Origin of the sequence: Pandoraea anapnoica (genome assembly GCF_902459765.1) — a bacterium.
Classification (GTDB): domain Bacteria; phylum Pseudomonadota; class Gammaproteobacteria; order Burkholderiales; family Burkholderiaceae; genus Pandoraea; species Pandoraea anapnoica.
The window spans coordinates 16,944-36,925 of record NZ_CABPSP010000014.1 but is presented as its reverse complement, the minus strand read 5'-3'; the positions used below and the strand labels follow the sequence as shown (position 1 = coordinate 36,925).

Genomic DNA, 19,982 nt, shown 5'->3' with positions numbered 1-19,982 from the left:
TTAACAGATTCAGAGAATGTGACAGGCAACGCTCCTCTACACTTGATTCATTGTGTGCGTCGCCGCGCACCCTTTCCGGGGTCGCTGCCGTATTCTCGCACCGGACTAAACGCCTCAGAGAGCGAGCGGATGAGCCAGACACTTTCCCCCACTTCCAACGCCACGGCGGCCAGCGCCGGCGGCTGCCCGTTTCATCAAACGTCGGCCCCGTCGACTGCCAAGGCCCCGAACGGCTGCCCGGTCAGCGCCCGCGCGGCCGACTTCGATCCGTTCGAAGATGGCTATCAGCAAGATCCGCCCGAATACGTACGCTGGGCGCGCGAGCAGGAACCGGTGTTCTACAGTCCGAAGCTCGGCTACTGGGTCGTGACCCGTTACGACGACATCAAGGCGATCTTCCGCGACAACATCACGTTCAGCCCGTCGATTGCGCTGGAAAAGATCACACCGACCGGCCCGGAAGCCAACGATGTGCTCGCCTCCTACGGCTTTGCGCTGAACCGCACGCTGGTGAACGAAGACGAACCCGCGCACATGCCGCGCCGCCGCGTGCTCATGGAGCCGTTCACGCCTGAGCATCTGAAGCATCACGAGCCGCTGGTACGTCAGCTCGCGCGCGAATACGTCGACCGCTTCGTGAACGACGGCCGTGCCGATCTCGTCGACCAGATGTTGTGGGAAGTGCCGCTGACGGTCGCGCTGCACTTCCTCGGCGTGCCCGAGGAAGACATGGACAAGCTGCGCGAGTATTCGATTGCGCACACGGTCAACACGTGGGGACGTCCGAAGCCCGAAGAGCAGGTCGCCGTGGCGCATGCCGTGGGCAATTTCTGGAAACTCGCGGGCAAGATTCTCGACAAGATGCGTCAGAACCCGGACGGCCCGGGCTGGATGCAATACGGCATTCGCAAGCAGAAAGATCACCCGGAAGTCGTGACCGACTCCTATCTGCATTCGATGATGATGGCGGGCATCGTGGCCGCGCACGAAACGACGGCGAACGCCACGGCCAACGCGATGAAGCTGCTGCTCTCGCATCCGGACGTCTGGCGCGAAATTTGTGAAGATCCGTCGCTGATTCCGAACGCGGTGGAAGAGTGCCTGCGTCACAACGGTTCCGTGGCGGCATGGCGTCGTCTCGCGACGAAGGACGTCAACATCGGCGGCATCGAGATTGCCGCCGGTTCGAAGCTGCTGATCGTGACGTCGTCCGCCAACCATGACGAAGCGCATTTCGCCGACGCCGACCTGTTCGACATCCGCCGTGAAAACGCCAGCGATCAGTTGACGTTCGGCTACGGCTCGCATCAGTGCATGGGCAAGAACCTCGCCCGCATGGAGATGCAGATCTTCCTGGAAGAGTTCACGCGCCGCCTGCCACATATGAAGCTGGCCGAGCAGAAATTCACGTACGTGCCGAACACGTCGTTCCGCGGTCCGGAGCATGTCTTTGTGGAATGGGATCCGGCGCAGAATCCGGAGCGTCGCGATCCGGCCGTACTGGAGCGTCATGCGCCGGTGCGCATCGGCGAGCCGTCGGGCCATAGTGTGACGCGCCCTGTTGTGGTCGAGTCGGTTACGCCGGTCGCCGAGGGCATCGTCAAGCTGCGTCTGGTCGCGCCGGACGGCCGCACCCTGCCGCGCTGGGCACCGGGCTCGCACATCGATATCGAATGCGGCGAGACGGGGTTGTCGCGTCAGTATTCGTTGTGCGGCGACCCGACGGACGCCGGCGCACTGGAAATCGCTGTGCTGCACGAGCCGGAAGGCCGTGGCGGTTCGAACTGGGTTCACACACAGGTCTCGGTCGGCGACCGTCTGCGTATTCGTGGCCCGCGCAATCACTTCCGTCTGGACGAAACGACACCCCGCGCCATCTTCGTTGCAGGGGGTATCGGCGTCACCCCGATTGCCGCAATGGCACGCCGCGCCAAGGTGCTGGGCATCGACTACGAGATTCACTACAGTGGCCGTAGCCGTCGCACAATGGCGCTCGTCGAGGAGTTGCAAGCGCTGCATGGCGACCGTCTGCATCTGTGGGTGAAGGACGAAGGGCAACGCGCGGACTACGCAGCGCTACTGGCGACGCCGCAGGACGGCACGCAGGTTTATGCTTGCGGTCCGGTGCGCATGCTCGACGGTCTGGCGCAATGCTGCGCGCACTGGCCGGACGACACACTGCGCGTCGAACACTTCCAGTCGCAACTGGGCACGCTCGACCCCGAGAAGGAACATGCGTTCGAGGTCACGCTGAAGGATTCCGGCATTACGGTGATGGTGCCCGCCGATCAGACCCTGCTCACCGCATTGCGTGCGGCGAACATCGACGTGCAGAGCGACTGCGAGGAAGGACTGTGCGGCTCGTGCGAAGTGCAGGTGCTGGAGGGCGACGTGGATCACCGCGACGTAGTGCTCACCCGCACGGAACGCGATGCCAATACGAAGATGATGTCCTGCTGCTCGCGTGCCTGCGGCAAGAAGCTGGTGCTGGCGCTGTAAGACGACGCGAAGGTTGGAGGGCAATGAAAAGGGGGCTGCGGCCCCCTGCTTGTTAATGCGCGCTCTGTGGCTTGCGCAACATCGTCAGCAGCGAGACGAGCGCCAGAATGGCGAAGCCGCACATCACGGTCACGAGCGGGCGAGGCGAACCGTCGCCCAGCAGGCCGAGCAAGCCGCCTGCCGCGAAGCCGAAGCCGTACTGCACGCTGCCGACGAGCGCCGCCGCTGCTCCTGCGCGCGTCGGGTGATTCGCGAGCGCGCCCGCCACAGAATTCGCCGTGATGATGCCGCGCAGCGACATGAACAGGAACAGCATCGCCACCATCAGCGGCAGCAGTACCAAGCCCATCCACACCGTGGCGCATAGCACCGACGTCACGATCGCACACCCGATGATGCCGATGCGCATCAGCCGGTACGAACCCATCTGTCCCACCCGTCGTGAATTGAACATCGTCATCGCGGCCATGCCGACGATATTGATGCCGAACAACACACCGAAGAACTGCGGCGAGACGTGGAAGTACTCCATGTACACGAGCGGCGTGCCGGTGATGTAAGTGAACGACGCCCCGAAGACGGCGCCCCCCGCCACCATGTAGCCGACGAAATGCGCGTCGCGCAGCAAGTGCCAGTACGACATGGCGATGGCGCGCGGACCGCCCGCCTGACGGCCATTCATGTTGCCCGTCTCCGGCAGACGCCACAGCGCCATCAACGCGCCCACGCCAAACACCGCGAGAATGCCAAAGATCACGCGCCACGTTGTGAAGCGCAGCATCTGTCCGCCCACCAGCGGCGCGACGATGGGCGCTACGCTCATCACCAGCAACATGATCGAGAAGGCGCGCGCGCTGTTACGTGGCCCGTACACGTCGCGCACGATGGCCTGCGCAATCACGGGCATCGCACAACCGCCGAGCGCCTGCACGAAACGCCACATCATCATGTGATCGATGCTGTCGGCGAACGCACAGCCGATGCTGCCAAAGATGTATAACGCGATACCCGCCGCCATCGGCTTGCGACGCCCGAAGCGATCCGCGAGCGGCCCCCAGACCAACTGTCCGAACGCGAAGCCGAGGAAGAAATACGAGAGGGTCAGTTGGGTGGCCGCAGCGCTCGCCCCCAGCTCGTGACGCATCGTCGGCAGTCCCGGCAGATACATATCCGTCGACGCAGGCGCGATCATCATGAACAGGCCGAGAATGCCCAACAGCACGCGCTCGGATGGCAAGGCAGGAGAGAGTTCGGACGTCGAGGTCATTTATCGTTTTGATTATGCGGTGCGACGCCTGACGCATCGCAGGAGACGTCGCAAAAACGACGACGCCCGCCATGATAACGCTGGCGGGCGTCGCACTTTCATACTCGATGGTTATCGGACACTTAACCGCTGCTTATGTCGCTGCCGCGTGCATGTGTCCGCCATGGCGCGTTGCACTACGCCGATCAACTCGCCGTAGCGGTGCGCAGATTGCCACCGTCGCCGCGCTGGGTGCGGGCAATCGCCAGCACGCCGATCAGGGAGACGCATGCCGGTACCGCCGCCGCGAGGAACAGCGACGACGACGACCATTGCAGGTGCATCAGCGCGCCGCCCAGCACCGGTCCCAGCACTGAGCCGATACGGCCGATGCCCAGGCTCCAGCCGATGCCCGTCGAGCGTAACGACGTCGGATAGTAGGTCGCGGCCAGTGCATTAAGCGCCGGCTGGCCGCCGATGATCGAGAAACCTGCGAAGAAGATCGCCACGAACACCGCCACCATCGACACCATCACTACCGGATTGCCGATGGCCGCCGTGGCCGCAATCGCGATCAGGAACGTCACCGCCAGCACGCTCGTGAAGCCCACGCGGTCGATCACACGACCGAGCAGCAGCGTACCGATCACGCCGCCCGCCCACAAGGCGGTGCCTGCCATTACGGCGACTTGCGTCGAATATCCGGCGTCGCGGATCACGGTCGGCAGCCAGTTCGACAGGAAGTACATGTCGAGCAGGTTGGCGAAGTTGATGACCCACAGCAGAATCGTCACGCGTGCGCGACCGTCCTTGAACAGTTCGATGAACGGCACACCCTTCGCTTTTTGCTCGTCGAGGACGAAACGGGCGTCGGCAGGCACGTTTGCGCCCGGCGCGACACGCAGCAACTGCTTGCGAATACGTGCGTTATCGCCAGGCTTCGTGCCCTTCTTGAACATCAGGAACTGGATCGATTCGGGCAGCGAAACCCACATCAGCAGGCCCAGCACCAACGGGATGGCCCCACCGATGTAGAACACAGCGCGCCAGCCCAGGTCAGGAATGATGGCGGCCGTAATCAGCCCCCCGACCACGCCGCCCAGCGTAAAGCCGCACGACACGATCATCATGAGCGAGACGCGGATACGACGCGGGCTGTACTCACCTGCCAGCGCCATAGCGTTCGGCATGATGCAACCCAACCCCAGCCCGGCGGCGAATCGCCAGACGATCAGCTCGGTGATCGAATTGGCGAAGCCGGTGACGATCATGCACACGGAGAAGAACAGCGTCGCGCCGATCAGCACCGGACGGCGGCCCAGCTTGTCGGCCAGCGCCGAGAACGTCAGCGAGCCGACCAGCATGCCGAACAACCCTGCGCCGAAGACCGGCGAGAGCGTTTCCTTGGCAATGCCCCACTCGCGAATGACCACCGGTGCGACATAACCCATGGCCTGAACGTCGAAACCGTCCACGACCAGACACATCGCGCACAGCGCGATCACCCACCACTGATAGCCGCCCAGCCGACTCTCGTCGATCAGCGCGCCTACATTCACTTCTGCTGCTTTCATCCTGTCTCCAAACGTTCTCGCAACTTCGTGGTTTTGCGTCCCGGTCGAGTCGCCGGGGGAATTACGCTTTGCGGAAGTTTATATCGCCGAACGTAAATCAATGCTCGGTGTAAACACTTAGATTTCCGGGGGTTGCGAGTCCCGCTGGATGCGCCTCGGATGCCGGTCAAAAGCGCGAGAAATATCCGTTGCCTTGGCAAACGGTGGTTATCTTTGTGGTTTTTCTCCATCCGAACGATGGGAGGGCGCCCCGGCGATGCACCGAATGGCTATATGGGACGGGGAATTGGGCGATTCGCGAGCAAAAAAGCGACGAATTGTCGCAGATGTGGTTTTTCTACAGATTTTTTTGACAAAGGTTTACCCGTCTAGGGATTTCCCTGATATAGTTGCACCTGTCTCCTCCACCTCCTCCTGGTGGATTTCACGGCCAGCAACGCGCTGGCCGTTTTTTTTGCCTGTCGCATTCGTAGCGTCTTCGGCGCGTCCAGCGAGAACGCAGGGGCGCTAACGGAACGTAATGCATGCGGGCGGGCTGCGACGTAGCCGACGCGCTTTCCTGCGCTACACTCGACGCCATGAAAATCGCACCGCTCGCCACCCTGCTTTGTGTCGTGCCGCTGGTCGGCTCGCTTGCCGGCTGTTACGTCGTGCAGTACCCGGGCGGCGCGCTGACGCTTTCCCCAACACCCACCGCACCGCAAGCCTTGCGCGCTGCACCGGGCACCGTCCTGAGTGGCGACGTCGCCACGGCGCCCGTACCGACACCGACCGTTGCGTCGACGCCGGTACGCCCCGCGCCCGCGCCTGCGCCCGTGTATCCGAACGGCTCACCTGTGCCGCGCGACTTCCAGCCGAGCAACAACTCGCCGATCCCGCCGGACTATCGACCGCCCGCGCCATCGGGGCAATCGGCACGTCCTGGCGGCTACCCGAACTACCCGAACGGTTCGCCCGTGCCACCCGACTACGTGCCGCCGCAGACCTCGCAACCGCCGCAGGGTAACGCCACTTACGCCGCTTACTCGACGTATTCCTCCTACTCGTCGTATTCGCCCGATCCGGGCTTCGTGCCGTACGCCGCCTATCCCGCCTATCCCGCTTACCCGGCTTATGCGGCCTACCCTGCGTACGCACCGGTCTACCCGGCATACGCCCCATCGCCTTGGCTCAGCAATGTGTCGCTTTCGTTCTCATGGGGACGTGGCTGGGGCGGCTGGGGTGGCCGCTGTTGCCATCGCTGGCGCTGAACGGCCGTAGGCCGCTCAGGTAACGCGAGCGTTTGAAGCGCGCAGGGGATGCGCGTCATTTACGAGTGGCGGATAAGCGACGCAAGCCGAGCGGCTTGCGTGTCGTAGCGATTGTCGCGCAGGACGTTGCGCTTAATGCGTCGTATTGTGCGACGTGTGATGCGCCGCCTCGTTCTCTCTCGCGACGCGATCCTCGATGCGGCATTCGATACGTTTTCGAATCTGTGCGACGGCATCGGACACGCAATTCGCATCGATGCTCGAAAACTCGCAACGGCCGATGTAATCGCCTTCGCAATACGCGTCGACTGCGCCGTCAAAGCGTTTGTCGGCACGCGGTGTGATTGCACCCATCAGTTCGAACGGACGTCCAGGCGCCGTATTGCTGACGTAGTGCCACTGGAATTTGAACGAATCTGTCATATGTCCCCTCTCTCAAGCGACAGCTAAAGGTCTGCCGGCCTGCCAGCCGATGCTGTTTTTTGAGGAATCGTAACATGTTCATCAATTCCGACCGGCGTTCGAAAAAAAAAGCGGCTCGCCAGGGCGGCGAGCCGGACAGTCCGTGGAGGTCGGGGGCACATCAGGACCACGGTGATTTCACTGTAGTCCCGAATCGCTGTCGTTATTCTCCGTAATTTGCCTGATACGCCGACCGGAATCCTCAAGTTCATCAGCCGGTACCGCCTTGCCGAACAGCCACCCCTGGCCGATCGCATCGGGGCAAATCGCCAGCATGTAGTCCGCCTGCGCTTGCCTTTCCAATCCTTCCACGATGACCTCGACGTTCAGCAGCGCCGCCATCTTGCAGATCTGGTCGACGATGGCGCTGCCCACCGTATCCGTCCCGATGGCCTGCGTGAACATGCGATCGATCTTCAACGCATCGACATTGAGTGTCGACAAGTACGCCAGATTCGAAAAACCGGTGCCGAAATCGTCGATATGAATCTGATAGCCGTCGACCCGCAGTCGGTCGAGCGCTTCCCGAAGACGCGTCATATTGTCGGTCGAGCGCTCCGTCACCTCCAGCGCAATCTGCGCGCGCGGCACCCGCAGCGACGCGGCCATGTGGTTCAGAAACGTGTGGAAGGTGCGATCAACGACGTCCACGGCCGCGAGATTGATGCTGATGTGGAATTCGGGGTCGGCTAATGCACGCCCATGCATTTCGATCAGTGCCTGACGTGCGACCTGACGCGTAATCAGCCCGATCACGCCACGCCGCTCGGCAATCGGAATGAACATGTCCGGCGAAATCGGGTTGCCTGCGCTGTCGTTCAGACGTGCGAGCGCTTCCACACCGACCGTCTTCCCGTCGCGCAGCCTGACCAGCGGCTGATAGACGAGGTGAATGCCGCCCGACTCGGCGGCCTGCTGCGTCACCCAGTCGATCGACGTGCGATAACGCTGGCGCAGACGCCACGACTGCCCCAGCGCTCCACCGGCCACCGCGCCAATGGCAAGCGTCAGCAGCAATCCCCACGGGTTGGTCACGATGCGCGACGACGTATAAACTGCCGACGCGCACACATCCACGCTGTTCGAACACAATGCGAACTGGCGCAGCGGCCCGATGTCGAGCCAGCGCGACGTCTCGCCCAGCGTGATGCGCAACTGGTCCTCGGCGAGGCCCGCGCGCCAGAAGACGAAACGCATATCGCTCGTCGAGGCGACCGACGCGAAGCCCGGCTCCGGCGTCGCCAGCCGCTCCGGCAATACCGGCGGGCTGAAGACGACCACGTCGCCCATGCCCATCGCATTGACCTGGACACCCGGCGTGACGATGCCCGTGAGCGTATGCCAGAGCTTCACACCGTTGCGCGTTTCATGGTCGGCAGGCGGCAGTGCTGGCGCGGGGTCCAAGCGTCCCGCGACGGCTGAGCACAGCAGTTGCGAATCGTGGACCCGGGCGATGTCGTGGAAATAGGGACTGCGCATGGCGACGCGACGCAGCGCCAGAATGTCCGCGTCGTTACAAGGCACCGCGCCGCTGTACATCGCGTCATGCAATGCGTTGCGGCTCGACACCGACGCATCGCTCATGAAGCCCATGATGTCCTGCACATAGGCGCGCAGGCGAAAATCGTCGATACGCGTCTGCGCGATCTGTCCCATCAGCAGCATGACCAGCATGCCCGCCATTGCGCCGATGAGCACCGGCAACCAGCGGGTCAACCTTCTGAGCATTTGCATGGCGAGGCGTCCACGGTGGCGCCCCTTGTCGGGGCGTGAAAGCAGTGTAGCCTACCGCCGCCCAGACGCATCGGATTGCCACTCAATGCCCCGCCGGACGTGGCCGCAACGGGCCTGGTCGCTGGCTCACAGTTCCACGCATAAGTGGGACGATTTTGGGTCGACGCTGGGGTAACTTGGCGACTTCTTCCCACCGACAGCGAACTCGCCATGACACTCAAATTTCGCCATCCCGCGAACGGCGACGTCATCGAGATTTCGTACCTGTCCTGCATCGCGGCCTTCTTCCTCGGCCCGCTGTACCTGCTGGCGTACGGCTTCACGTGGCACGCACTGCTCTGGACGGCGCTCGCCATCGGCCCTGCCCTGCTCTGGAATGAATCGCTACTGGCGATTTCGTTGCCCGCTACCTGCCTGCTCTACGCCGTGATGATTCATCCGTTGCTCACCAACAGACTGCGCGCGAACGGCTGGGAATCCACCAGCGACGACGCTCTGCCGAGCCCCGGGCAACGCGGCTATCACTGAGTCATTCGGCGGCGTCCGCCACCGGCATCATCGCAATGAAGCGATCGAGTGCCGCCGAGCCATGATCTTCGCGATAGGCAAGACTGATCGGCGCTAGCGGCACATCGCCACCCGCGGCATCGATGGGCCAGAAGCCCATGCCGGGCGTACGAATCTGGCTCACCGACGCCGGTACGAGCGACACCCCGAAGCCCGCCGCGACCATCGGCACGATGGATGTGATCTGTGGCGCCTCCTGTCCCAGCTTCGGTCGGAAGCCTGCCGCTTCGCACGCTGCCACCGTGCGGTCGTACAGCGCCGGGCTGATATCGCGCGGCAACAGAATGAATTCGTCCTGCGCGAGTGCGGCGAGCGGCACGCGCTCGCGCGCGCACATCGGATGACCTAGGGGCAGCACCAGTACCATCGGCTCGTCCACGACCGGCACGCTGACGATGCCGGGCGGCACGTCGAACGGCGTGCGCACGAACGCGGCGTCGACCGCATCGTCCACCAGCGCCGTAAGCAAGCTGGCCGTATTGCTCTGCTGCGGATGCAACTGCACGTCGGGATAGCGCGCGCGGAAGTCCCGAATCCACGCCGGAATCCGAGGCTCGAAATACGTCGCACCGGCAAAACCGATGCGAATGTGCCCGGCTTCGCCCCGTGAGATCTGCTGCATGCGCCGCCGCGTGCGCTCTACGCGCTCGAGAATCTGCCGCGCCTCCGGCAAGAACGCCTCGCCCAACTCCGTCAGCACAACGTCGCGCGGCAGCCGCACGAACAACGGCCCGCCCAGCTCTGCCTCCAATTGCCTGATCTGCAAACTCAGCGGAGGTTGCTGGATGCCCACCCGCGCTGCCGCGCGCGTGAAATGACGCTCCTGCGCGACTGCAATGAAATATTGCAGATGCCGCAATTCCATGACCGCTCCTCCGTCAGCCCGATGCCATATGGCTTTGCATCGCCAATACATTAAAAGTATGGAAACTTGATGTTCAATATATTGGAAATGTGACCAATGGGTCAATACACTTCGAGTCAAGCGCAGACCGGCATATCCATCGCGGGCGCGCCAAGAATCCAAGAGATTCGAATAAGAGACGAGAAGAGACGAGGAGCCTCACGATGTTTGAAGACCGCATTCGCCTGGCGTCGCTGCGCGACCGGGTGATGACTGCCGACGATGCTGCCAAGCTCGTAGGCGACGGCATGGTGGTCGGTATGAGCGGATTCACCCGCGCCGGCGACGCCAAGGACATGCCGATTGCGCTGGCCCGCCGGGCTAAAGCCAACCCGATGAAGATCACGCTGATCACCGGGGCGTCGCTGGGGCATGACTCCGACAAGACGCTCACGGAAGCTGGCGTGCTCGCCAAGCGGCTGCCGTTTCAGGTCGACACGACGTTGCGCAGCGCGATCAACCGCGGCGAAGTGATGTTCGTCGACCAGCATCTCTCCGAGACGGTCGAATTCCTGCGCACCGGTCAGTTCGGCAAGCTGGACGTCGCGGTGATCGAAGCGGTCGCCATCACCGAAGACGGCGGCCTCGTGCCGAGTTCGTCAGTCGGCAATTCGGCGAGCTTCGCGATCCTCGCGGAAAAGGTGATCGTGGAGATCAACCTCGCGCAGCCGCTCGCCTTCGAAGGCATGCACGACATCTGGATTCCAGGCCAGCGTCCGCATCGCGCGCCGCTACCGATCGTCGACGTGCGCGACCGCGTGGGGACGAACGTCGTCAAGATCGCGCCGGAGAAGATCGCGGCTATCGTCATTACCGACACGCCCGACAGCGCCTCGAACGCGCTGCCGCCGGACGCCGACACGCAACGCATTGCCGGCCATCTCATCGAATTCTTCCAGCACGAAGTCTCGCGTGGACGCCTGCCGCACACGTTGCCCGCCATTCAGTCGGGCATCGGCACCATTGCGAACGCCGTGCTCAGCGGCTTCATCGAATCGCCGTTCGAAGACTTGACGATGTACTCGGAAGTGCTTCAGGACTCCACGTTCGATCTGATGGACGCGGGCAAGATGGTGTTCGCTTCCGGCTCGTCGATCACGGTCTCACAGGCGGTGCAGGACCGGGTGTTCAAGCAGCTGGAACGTTATCGCGACAAGCTCGTGCTGCGTCCACAGGAGGTCAGCAATCATCCGGAAGTGATTCGCCGCCTGGGGCTGATCGCGCTCAATACCGCGCTGGAAGTGGACATCTACGGCAACGTCAATTCGACGCACGTCGGCGGCACGCACATGATGAACGGTATCGGCGGCTCGGGCGATTTCGCCCGTAACGCACGCATGGCGATCTTTGCGACGAAGTCGATTGCCAAGGACGGCAAGATTTCGAGCATCGTTCCCATGGTGCCTCACGTCGATCACAACGAACACGATGTCGACATTATCGTGACGGAACAGGGACTGGCCGATCTGCGCACCCTCGCCCCGCGCGAACGCGTGAATCTGATCATCGACAATTGCGCGCACCCGAGCTATCGCGACGTTTTGCGCGACTACTATCGCGACGCCCAACGCTATGGCGGACAGACGCCGCACGCGCTGGAGCGTGTATTCGATCTGCACGTCAACCTGCGCGAGCGCGGCTCGATGCTGGCGGGGAAATAACTTAAGTGGACATCGGTACCGGACGCCACCGCCGGGGGGCGGGCGGCCGGACGCCGATTGGCTGGCATCGACCCTACGTGTCGGTGCCGAGAAGGACGTGAGACGCATGCGGTCTCATGGGCCGGGCGCTGGTGAGAGCGCTCCGGCATTCACGGCTCGCCGGCGTGCGCGGGCGAGCCGTTTTTTACGAGGTGACGGGCACGTCTGCACTGAGACGCACCGGAACACACCTCAGTGAGGCTCAGGCAGAAATCCGCTGGATTGCCTGCCCCTGATTGGCCGCGCCGTCGATACGGAAGATCGACACCAGTTCGCGCAGGCCGCTCGACTGTGCCGCCATCGACTGTGCGGCCGCCGAGGCCTCTTCCACCAGCGCTGCGTTCTGCTGCGTGACGGTATCCATCTGCATGACGGCCTGATTCACCTGCTCGATGCCCGTGCGTTGCTCGGTCGACGCGGCGGCGATTTCAGCCATCAGATCGGTCACGCGTTTGACGGCATGCACCACTTCGTCCATCGTGTTGCCCGCCTCGGCGACGAGCTTCGCGCCATCGCTCACCTGACGCGTCGACGCATCGATCAGCTCCTTGATTTCCTTCGCAGCATTCGCACTGCGCTGTGCCAACGTACGCACTTCGCCTGCGACCACCGCAAATCCGCGTCCCTGCTCGCCCGCACGTGCCGCTTCCACAGCCGCGTTGAGCGCGAGGATGTTGGTCTGGAACGCGATCCCTTCTATCACGCTCGTGATGTCCGCCACGCGCGCCGAACCGTCCGAAATTTCGCGCATCGTCTCGACGACCTGACGCACGACTTCCCCGCCGCGTTGTGCGATGTGCGAAGCGTTCGACGCCAGCACATTGCCCTGCTCCGCGTTGTCGGCATTCTGCTTGACGGTCGTCGTCAGCTCTTCCATGCTCGCCGCCGTTTCTTCCAGCGACGCCGCTTGCTGCTCCGTGCGTGACGACAGGTCGGTGTTGCCAGCGGCAATCTGCGCCGAGCCGGTGGCAATGCTCTCACTCGTGTTGCGTACCTGACTCACGACCTGCGCGAGCTTCGTGTTCATGTCCCCCAGCGAACCGAGCAGCAGCGCCAGCTCGTCCTGACCCTGCACTTCGATACGCGAGCTAAGATCCCCGCGCGCGACCGTCTGCGCGATCTCCACACAACGGCCAATCGGTCCCGTGATGGAGCGCGTGATGAGCCATGCTGTGAATGTCGCCACGGCCAGCGCCAGCAGAATCAGCACAGCAGTGGCGATGAAAGCGGCGTGATAGTTGGCTGCTGCGGCGTCCGTCGCACCGACAGCACCCGCGCGGTTAACGGCGACGTGCTCGGCCAGCCGGTCGCTGAGCGTCGCGAAGCGCTTGACGGCCTCCGTCATGACGATGGTGCGGGCCTGCGTCTTTGCCTCGTCGTCGCCCTGCTCCAGCGCGGCGACACGATTGTCCAGGGCCAGATAGTCGGCCCAGGCGGCCTTCACTGCATCGTAGGCACGACTGTCTTCGCTCGACGCCACCATGCTGCTGTAGCTGTCGAGCGTCTTGTTCATCAGGTCGATAGACGCCAGACGTTTGGCCTCTTCGTCCTTGCGCGTGCTGTCGACGGTCGTCAGCAGCGTGGCGAGCGTCGCGCGCCGCGCCGCGTTGGCGGCCACTTGCGCGGTGCCGAGCGTCTGCACGCTGGGCAGCCAGTTGTCGGCCAGATCGCGTGTTCCCCCGTAAATGCGCGACGCCTGATAGACAGCCATACCGCCCACGATACACAAGAGAATCAGCGTAATGGCGAACCCGACGCTCAGCCGTGTGCCGATTTTGAGACTACCCAAGAAATTCATGCCCGCTCCATATGCGACAAAACGATAACAATCGCATGCGATAACGGGCGACCATTCAGAAAACTTGAGCCAATAAACCCCTGATTCTCACGTTATGGCTTTCAAAATATTTCGGACGCCGGAAATCGAAACGTTTTCTTCAGAGTTTTATTTCGTTGGTTTTGATGGTTGAACCACCGATCAGGAAAATATCATTAAATATTCATTGCAATATATTTAATGATCTATCGAATCATCGGCTCGCACCATCGAAGGGTATTGGGTGGACGGTATCGAGATCGATGTCGTCGATGCAGCGCACATTCACTGCGGCCATTTTGGACCCATCCGGCATTTGACCAAACGCGAAGGCTTCGACGCCGCAATTCGGACAGAACTGGTGACGAATGACGTGCTTATTGAAAAGATATTCCCGCGCCTTTCCTTCGCCAGCCGTTTGCGAAAACTCGGCAATCGGTGTGAAAGCGAGAATCAATCCGCGCTTTTTGCAGATAGAACAATTGCACGTAATTGTTTTGGACAAATCAATATTCGCGGCAAAGCGAAGATCGCCGCAATGACAGCCGCCTGAGTATTGCTGATTCGCCATGACGTCTCTCCTTCGAGTAAAGGAAAACGCTACCGGCGGCGATTCGGGATAGGAGGAACTTCGGGAAATGCCCGCCGGAATGCGCTCTATTGTGCGACATATTCCAGCGGGCGGGCGGCGTGCGACGACGGTGCGCCGATGTGCCAAAGGTGAGGCGGTAAGGCGACGTCAGCGAACGCGCAGAGGCGCTCGCTGACGCATTTACGCCGCGAGTGCCGGTTCGTCGCGCGAACCGCGCCCGCCTTGCTGCGTGTGCATCACGGTGACACCGTGACGGCTGTGCTCGCGAAGCTGGAACAGCGCCACGGTCTCAGCGAGGTTACGTGCCTGCTCGCTGAGCATCGCGGACGCCGCGGCCGATTCCTCCACCAGCGCCGCGTTCTGTTGCGTCGACTGATCCATTTCGGCCACGCTACGGTCGATCTGACTGATCCCGGTGCTCTGCTCCGTCACCGCCGAGTGAATCTCGCCGATCAGGCGACGCACGCGTGAGATACCGTCGACGATCTCGCCCATCGTATCGCCCGCCGCCTGCACGCGTTGCGTGCCGCTCTTGACGTTCTGCACCGAGGCTTCGATGAGCGTTTTGATTTCCTGCGCGGCAGCGGCGCTGCGTTGCGCCAGTGTGCGCACCTCACCGGCTACGACCGCGAAGCCGCGCCCCTGCTCCCCCGCGCGCGCCGCTTCCACTGCGGCGTTGAGCGCCAGGATGTTGGTCTGGAAGGCAATGCCGTCGATCACACCGATGATCTCGGTAATGCGCTCCGACGACTTGGCGATTTCACTCATCGTGGTAACAGCGCCGGTCACGACTTCTCCGCCGCGCGCGGCGGCGTCGCTGGCGTCGCCCGCCAGACGCGTGGCATGTTCGGCGGCCTCGGCCGTCTGCTTGACGCTGGCCGTCAGCTCGGTGAGCGCCGCCGACGTCTCCTGCAACGTACCGGCCGAAGACTCCGTACGTTGCGACAGATCGCGGTTGCCCATTTCGATTTCGCTGGTCGCCGAGGTCATGCCGTGAACGCCGGAGCGCACGTCGACCATGACGGTGCTGATCTTGTCGACGAACGCATTGAACGACTTCGAGATCTGCGCGACTTCGTCGTGGCCGACGACGTCCAGACGACGCGTCAGATCGCCGCCGCCGGAGCCGATCGTATCCATAGCGTCACGTACTTGCGACAGACGACGGAACGCTTGCGACGTGAAGAAGCTCGCGATACCGATGGCGCACAACGTCAGCACGATCAGCGAGATGACCGTACCGCTCAGCACGCGCGAGAGACCGGCGGTGGCCTCCGCCTTGTCGAGCGCCACGACGAAGAGCCAGTCGGTGCCCGGCACCGGTTGCGCCTTGACGAGCTTGGGTGCACCGACGAGTTCGACTTCCGTCGGCTCGGTGGCGTGCTCCATCTTGACGAGCGCGTCGGGCGTGAGCGCCGAGGCAAGGTCGCTCGATTGCTTGAGCATGAACTTCTCGTCGGGGTGTGCGATGACGAGACCGTCACGCGAGACCACGAACGCCAGGCTCGACGGCGTGGGATGCACGGCCTTGACGACGTCCTGCACGGCGTCTAGCGGCACGGCCCCGCTCACGGCGCCGAGCGTCTGCCCGTCGCGCAGAATCGGTGCGGCGAACGACACGTACAGCTTGCCCGAGGCGATATCGGCATACGGCTTGACGACGGTCAGCTTGCCCGCCGCAGTCGCACCCTTGTACCAGGGGCGTGCGGTCGGATCGTAGTCGGGCGGCGTCGGGCCGCTGGAGAAGTACGACTTGTCGCTCCAGCCGATGCTGGAAATCGGGAAACCATTGGTCGCGCCGAGCAGTTTTGTGAGCGCCACGCCCTGCTCGCCCTTCTCGACGGCGGCGGCAGTGCCGACGACCGACTGTCCCTTGGCGGCCGCCCAGCGTTCCACCGCGAGCGTGTTGCCCCGTGCGACCGCGTCGAGCGTGTTGGAGATGGTGGACATCATGCTATCGCGCACGATGATGTAAGTGGTAATGCCGGAGAGGATCAGTGCACCAATGACGGTGGCACACGCGATCAGAATGATGCGTGTTCTAAGCGAAGATACTGTCATGCTGTCGAGGCAGGCCTGCGGCTAGGGAGGGTCGAAAGACAAGAGACCGGCACCCAGGCTACCGGCTCCACGAGGTGGGAGGTTCCACCTCGGAAATTACGGCAGTCGCGGGGAAAACTTTAGGTGTTAACCCGAGATCGCGTATTCGTTTCGTCCCATCCCTACGGATAGCGAAACGTCAGGGATACGAAGATATTAAGCAGACGCAGTTCGCCCTCGCCACGAATCTTCGCTTCCTTGACGTGCATGTCGAGGCAGATGGCGCTCGACTTGAGCAACATGCCGAATTCGACGAACTTCTTGAAGAGTTCCGGGGATTGGGCAAAGGCGTTCAGACGTTGGCTCATGGTGACTTCCTCATTGGGTTGGCGCGCCCCCAGCGGCTGACGGGTGTCACGCATACGCGAACACCACCTCAATCGTAGGTCGACATGAACGCCATCAGAAGCCCCCGACCGGGGACTATAGTGTTGCCCTATTGGCAACAATACGCGCGCCGGGTTTGCCTCGACGTCGCGTGCGGGCAGGCGCCCGAGCATACGTCTGTAATCACGCGAGAATTGCTGCTGCACATACGCCGAGCGAAGCAACGCAGAAGTCGCGACTGAAGCACGGGGAATGCGGCAAGATGCTCTGTCAAACGCAGCAGGCGATGGCCAGCCGTCGAGGCGAGGTGAGGTGAGGCGAGGTGAGGTGAGGCGCGAAAACACCTACACGAAATGCGTTGAGCCCCCAGCGCAACAAGCGTATAAGCGAGAGAGGGAACATCAAGCGATGCCGCACACATCTGCGTCATACAGCGGCTTTAGTCTGGAAAGTATGCTCACCCGAGCAGCGCTATCGAAGCACAGCGCAGAGGGCCCAAAATCGTCTACAGGAGCCAACATGCTCGCCCTTTCAGCCCCCGCCATTACTGCCGCGCTCCAGTCCATTGCGGAAAAGAGCCCCAACCAGCCGCCCGATGCCGTCATTAACGCGTTGCTCGCTCGCGAGTTGATACACCGAGTGGGCAAGCACTTCGAACCCACCGAATTCGGCCGGTCGTACTTCCGTCGCGCATACTCGCTTCGCCCGACGTGGTAAGTCGGGTAACGCGTTGGTCACGGCAGGCGCAGGAAAGAAAAACGCCGCTGGTTAGAGCGGCGTAAGGTCCTGATACTACAGTATTTTTTGGTAGGCCGTGCTGGGTTCGAACCAGCGACCAAGGGGTTATGAGTTTGCAGCTAACTGTGGATGCCTAGGAAAATCAAGGGAAGACAACCGTAAGCAGAAACATCGAAAAGTATCTACGCGACAATAGGTTAGCGTAATTTTGAGAAGGACGACGAACGTTATAGGTGTACCGGGCCCGTACCGAAATTTTTTGGTCTCAGGGCCGACAGAAAGGGACTGCCACCGCCCCCCCCACAACCGCCGTTTGCGCCCCCCCTGCCGTCGGACGTTGAAGCTCTTAAGGGCAGAACTGCATTCCACTGGTGCAGAACATCACCATCAATTTTGAATGCGGTGGCACGACGAACAATGCGGAACGTCGACAAGCAAGTCGAGTTCTCGAACACCATCTTGATTACCGAGACGTGTCTGCTGACGAAGACGAGGAATGAGGTGGAAGGGGGCGGACGGAAGTCCGCCCCCCCTCCGTTTACTTTTTCGGTACGCCGTCCGGTCCGGCGTAGGTGTACTCCTCCACCTTTTCGCCCCTGCACAGCGATTGCAGGTCGCGGGCGATGAACGGCAGCATGTTGTTCAGACCGTAGTTGAGTGTGGTGACATACTCCGCGTTGGCGCCCCACATATTGGTCTTGTCGCCGTGCGCGCGGTAGTACTTCGTTTCCAATACGCCGTTACGGTCGATGAATTCGGCCTTGACCGCCACCATGCTGAAGAGCTTCAAGCCGATTTGCCAGGTATAGGCGCGCGTCACGCTGGTGCGGATCGTCACACCTTGAGCGGGGGCGGGCGCACCGTCGGCGATGTCAGCGACGTCGTAGCCGTAGTCCTTCAGGTGACCGAGGCCCTCGCTCATCCAGGGGCTGACGTTATCGGCAAGCAAGGCGCCGCTTCCCGATGCGCCAATGGTTTCCTTGTTTTGGCGAGCATCCACGGCCGGAGCGATGTGGACCTTACAAGTGCCAGTCTGAACCAGACCAATGGGATTCTCGCTGGCCAGGGCGTCGTACTTCATATCGACTTTCTCGCCGAATCCGGCGGGTATCTGTGCGGCAGCCGCCGTTGCCGGTTCCGGAGACGTGGCGGCAAAAGCGGTGGCACACGAAAGCATGGCGGCAGCGACGCCGAGGGCAAGGATCGTGTTCTTGTACATGGTTATCCCCTGAGTCACTTCTGGGCTACGGTAGCGGCGCTGGCGGAATTAGGTAGCGAATAGAGCTTCTTGTCCGCACCGATCAGGATGGTCCGGGCATCGCCCGCTTTCAGCACCTGGCCTTTCACCGTTTCCATGCTTGCGCCGGTGTTGTAGGGGAAGGACTGGAGATCCTCTGTCTTGGCGGTGAGTTCCGCTGCGACTTCGATGTCGAGCATCATCATGCGAACGGTTTCCGCGATCGACTCGCGCATCACGTTGCGATACCTGGCACCATTTTGTGCGCTCCAGAGCATCAGTGATTCCTTGCCACCCGGGCCGACGGGCGCCGATTGGTAGTGAAGCACGCCGCGCTGGCTGGGCGTCAATGCGTTCGAGCCGTCGGACTTGACCCAGATTGAAACCGTCGACTCCGAGTCGAAACTCCGGAAATCCATCGTCAGTGTGTAACGGGGGATGATGATCAGCAGCGCCTGACCCGGTTCCAGTTCGTTGCGCAGTCGGACAAGCGTGGGGCCGGTCAGTGCGCGCGGCGTGGTGGTGACTTTGCCGACCTTGATCGAGTATCCGGAGAGGCCGTGGGCAATGGATTCGTTGAATTCCTTGCGATAGTCCGCATCTTCGACGGCGGCGTAGAACGGGCCGAGCAATTGCTGCGAAATGTTGACCCGGTTGTTTGTCACCTTGCTGTCGATGACGGCGCCGATCAAGCCGCCGCCAAGGGCGATGCTCGCAGCGTTGGACGGCTGCACGGCTGCGATCACTTCGTCTTGGACTACGACCACGTGGGCTGTGAGTTCGGTGATCTTGCTACGCTGATCCGGTGTGAGGCTCACGCGCATCGGTGTGCCGCAGGCACTGAGCAGCAGCGCGACGCATAATGCAGTGACGAATCGCAGTCGATACATTGATTTCCCCTTCGTTATTCATAGTAATTTTGATTGGAAGCCTAAGTATATCGGCAGGAGATCGGGGAGACTTTAGTGTAATGTCGGTAGACATAACCGAAATTGTGATTAAAGTATGTGTGGTCGAGGTTTCTGGTCAGTCCGTTAAACCGACTTCAACGAGCCGGCTCACCGCTTCATGGCGGAGGTCGTGAAATCGAAAGTCGGAGCACCCGGCAGAGCTTTTGATCTACATCCACACCTTATTAAAGTTGTAGGGGCGACGCACGCCGTCCTCCCCAGGCTCGCCATAAAAGACGAGATCAACGACTTTAGGCCGTAGCGGGTTGCCAAGTTGCAGCTTCGA

At 61.9% G+C, this 19,982-nt stretch carries 15 protein-coding genes and 1 pseudogene; 5 read left to right on the top strand and 11 right to left on the bottom strand.

From position 1 onward, the window contains the following. Window positions 1–129 precede the first annotated feature (129 nt). The gene (locus PAN31117_RS20915) at window positions 130–2,499 is read left to right on the top strand and encodes a cytochrome P450/oxidoreductase (RefSeq protein WP_150739897.1); all 2,370 of its coding nucleotides are present in this window, start codon (window positions 130–132) and stop codon (window positions 2,497–2,499) included. 52 nt (window positions 2,500–2,551) lie between these two features. Here PAN31117_RS20915 and PAN31117_RS20910 read toward each other — a convergent pair whose 3' ends face one another. Both PAN31117_RS20910 and PAN31117_RS20905 read right to left on the bottom strand, forming a co-directional pair. Then, window positions 2,552–3,766, bottom strand: a complete 1,215-nt coding sequence (locus PAN31117_RS20910) for a multidrug effflux MFS transporter (protein WP_150739896.1) — start codon at window positions 3,764–3,766, stop codon at window positions 2,552–2,554. A 185-nt stretch (window positions 3,767–3,951) separates the two neighbouring features. Further along, window positions 3,952–5,319: an MFS transporter gene (locus tag PAN31117_RS20905; protein ID WP_150739895.1), complete on the bottom strand. Its 1,368-nt coding sequence runs from the start codon at window positions 5,317–5,319 to the stop codon at window positions 3,952–3,954. A gap of 578 nt (window positions 5,320–5,897) precedes the next feature. On the opposite strand from PAN31117_RS20905, the gene PAN31117_RS20900 reads away from it, so the two are divergent. After that, window positions 5,898–6,569, top strand: coding sequence for a hypothetical protein (locus PAN31117_RS20900; protein ID WP_150739894.1), 672 nt, complete (start codon window positions 5,898–5,900; stop codon window positions 6,567–6,569). A gap of 132 nt (window positions 6,570–6,701) precedes the next feature. Here PAN31117_RS20900 and PAN31117_RS20895 read toward each other — a convergent pair whose 3' ends face one another. Further along, window positions 6,702–6,992: a hypothetical protein gene (locus PAN31117_RS20895; protein ID WP_150739893.1), complete on the bottom strand. Its 291-nt coding sequence runs from the start codon at window positions 6,990–6,992 to the stop codon at window positions 6,702–6,704. Window positions 6,993–7,169: 177 nt separating this feature from the next. Continuing rightward, on the bottom strand, window positions 7,170–8,765 hold the full coding sequence (locus PAN31117_RS20890; RefSeq protein ID WP_150739892.1) for an EAL domain-containing protein: 1,596 nt from the start codon (window positions 8,763–8,765) through the stop codon (window positions 7,170–7,172). Between the two features lie 210 nt (window positions 8,766–8,975). Between PAN31117_RS20890 and PAN31117_RS20885 the strand changes: the two genes are divergently transcribed. Further along, window positions 8,976–9,293, top strand: coding sequence for a hypothetical protein (locus tag PAN31117_RS20885; protein ID WP_150739891.1), 318 nt, complete (start codon window positions 8,976–8,978; stop codon window positions 9,291–9,293). A gap of 1 nt (window position 9,294) precedes the next feature. Here the strand turns inward: PAN31117_RS20885 and PAN31117_RS20880 are convergent, their stop codons facing one another. Then, window positions 9,295–10,197: a LysR family transcriptional regulator gene (locus tag PAN31117_RS20880; protein ID WP_150739890.1), complete on the bottom strand. Its 903-nt coding sequence runs from the start codon at window positions 10,195–10,197 to the stop codon at window positions 9,295–9,297. 203 nt (window positions 10,198–10,400) lie between these two features. On the opposite strand from PAN31117_RS20880, the gene scpC reads away from it, so the two are divergent. Beyond that, window positions 10,401–11,897 carry a succinyl-CoA:acetate CoA-transferase ScpC gene (gene scpC, locus PAN31117_RS20875; protein WP_150739889.1) on the top strand — a complete coding sequence of 499 codons (1,497 nt, stop codon included), beginning with the start codon at window positions 10,401–10,403 and terminating at the stop codon, window positions 11,895–11,897. Window positions 11,898–12,138: 241 nt separating this feature from the next. Here the strand turns inward: scpC and PAN31117_RS20870 are convergent, their stop codons facing one another. The 4 genes and pseudogenes from PAN31117_RS20870 to PAN31117_RS20855 form a co-directional block, all read right to left on the bottom strand. Continuing rightward, window positions 12,139–13,734: a methyl-accepting chemotaxis protein gene (locus tag PAN31117_RS20870; protein ID WP_150739888.1), complete on the bottom strand. Its 1,596-nt coding sequence runs from the start codon at window positions 13,732–13,734 to the stop codon at window positions 12,139–12,141. A gap of 232 nt (window positions 13,735–13,966) precedes the next feature. After that, window positions 13,967–14,323 carry a GFA family protein gene (locus PAN31117_RS20865; protein ID WP_150739887.1) on the bottom strand — a complete coding sequence of 119 codons (357 nt, stop codon included), beginning with the start codon at window positions 14,321–14,323 and terminating at the stop codon, window positions 13,967–13,969. A gap of 201 nt (window positions 14,324–14,524) precedes the next feature. Further along, a complete protein-coding gene (locus PAN31117_RS20860; RefSeq protein WP_150739886.1) occupies window positions 14,525–16,405 on the bottom strand; it encodes a methyl-accepting chemotaxis protein in 1,881 nt (626 codons plus the stop codon). Window positions 16,406–16,590: 185 nt separating this feature from the next. Then, a pseudogene (locus PAN31117_RS20855) lies at window positions 16,591–16,752 on the bottom strand (carboxymuconolactone decarboxylase family protein); the annotation flags it as partial. A gap of 538 nt (window positions 16,753–17,290) precedes the next feature. Here PAN31117_RS20855 and PAN31117_RS20850 point away from each other — a divergent pair. Continuing rightward, window positions 17,291–17,488 (top strand): hypothetical protein, encoded by a 198-nt coding sequence (locus PAN31117_RS20850; RefSeq protein WP_150739885.1) that lies wholly within the window; start codon window positions 17,291–17,293, stop codon window positions 17,486–17,488. Between the two features lie 559 nt (window positions 17,489–18,047). Here the strand turns inward: PAN31117_RS20850 and PAN31117_RS20840 are convergent. Both PAN31117_RS20840 and PAN31117_RS20835 read right to left on the bottom strand, forming a co-directional pair. Then, window positions 18,048–18,728 (bottom strand): hypothetical protein, encoded by a 681-nt coding sequence (locus tag PAN31117_RS20840; RefSeq protein WP_150739884.1) that lies wholly within the window; start codon window positions 18,726–18,728, stop codon window positions 18,048–18,050. A 14-nt stretch (window positions 18,729–18,742) separates the two neighbouring features. Next, entirely contained in the window at window positions 18,743–19,636 is an 894-nt protein-coding gene (locus PAN31117_RS20835; protein WP_150739883.1) for a hypothetical protein, read from the bottom strand. Window positions 19,637–19,982 lie beyond the last annotated feature (346 nt).

Bases quoted from the DNA above. Each gene is read 5' to 3' on its own strand.
- PAN31117_RS20915 (WP_150739897.1), top strand. From the start codon at position 130: ATGAGCCAGACACTTTCCCCCACTTCCAACGCCACGGCGGCCAGCGCC.
- PAN31117_RS20910 (WP_150739896.1), bottom strand. From the start codon at position 3,766: ATGACCTCGACGTCCGAACTCTCTCCTGCCTTGCCATCCGAGCGCGTG.
- PAN31117_RS20905 (WP_150739895.1), bottom strand. From the start codon at position 5,319: ATGAAAGCAGCAGAAGTGAATGTAGGCGCGCTGATCGACGAGAGTCGG.
- PAN31117_RS20900 (WP_150739894.1), top strand. From the start codon at position 5,898: ATGAAAATCGCACCGCTCGCCACCCTGCTTTGTGTCGTGCCGCTGGTC.
- PAN31117_RS20895 (WP_150739893.1), bottom strand. From the start codon at position 6,992: ATGACAGATTCGTTCAAATTCCAGTGGCACTACGTCAGCAATACGGCG.
- PAN31117_RS20890 (WP_150739892.1), bottom strand. From the start codon at position 8,765: ATGCAAATGCTCAGAAGGTTGACCCGCTGGTTGCCGGTGCTCATCGGC.
- PAN31117_RS20885 (WP_150739891.1), top strand. From the start codon at position 8,976: ATGACACTCAAATTTCGCCATCCCGCGAACGGCGACGTCATCGAGATT.
- PAN31117_RS20880 (WP_150739890.1), bottom strand. From the start codon at position 10,197: ATGGAATTGCGGCATCTGCAATATTTCATTGCAGTCGCGCAGGAGCGT.
- scpC (WP_150739889.1), top strand. From the start codon at position 10,401: ATGTTTGAAGACCGCATTCGCCTGGCGTCGCTGCGCGACCGGGTGATG.
- PAN31117_RS20870 (WP_150739888.1), bottom strand. From the start codon at position 13,734: ATGAATTTCTTGGGTAGTCTCAAAATCGGCACACGGCTGAGCGTCGGG.
- PAN31117_RS20865 (WP_150739887.1), bottom strand. From the start codon at position 14,323: ATGGCGAATCAGCAATACTCAGGCGGCTGTCATTGCGGCGATCTTCGC.
- PAN31117_RS20860 (WP_150739886.1), bottom strand. From the start codon at position 16,405: ATGACAGTATCTTCGCTTAGAACACGCATCATTCTGATCGCGTGTGCC.
- PAN31117_RS20850 (WP_150739885.1), top strand. From the start codon at position 17,291: ATGCTCGCCCTTTCAGCCCCCGCCATTACTGCCGCGCTCCAGTCCATT.
- PAN31117_RS20840 (WP_150739884.1), bottom strand. From the start codon at position 18,728: ATGTACAAGAACACGATCCTTGCCCTCGGCGTCGCTGCCGCCATGCTT.
- PAN31117_RS20835 (WP_150739883.1), bottom strand. From the start codon at position 19,636: ATGTATCGACTGCGATTCGTCACTGCATTATGCGTCGCGCTGCTGCTC.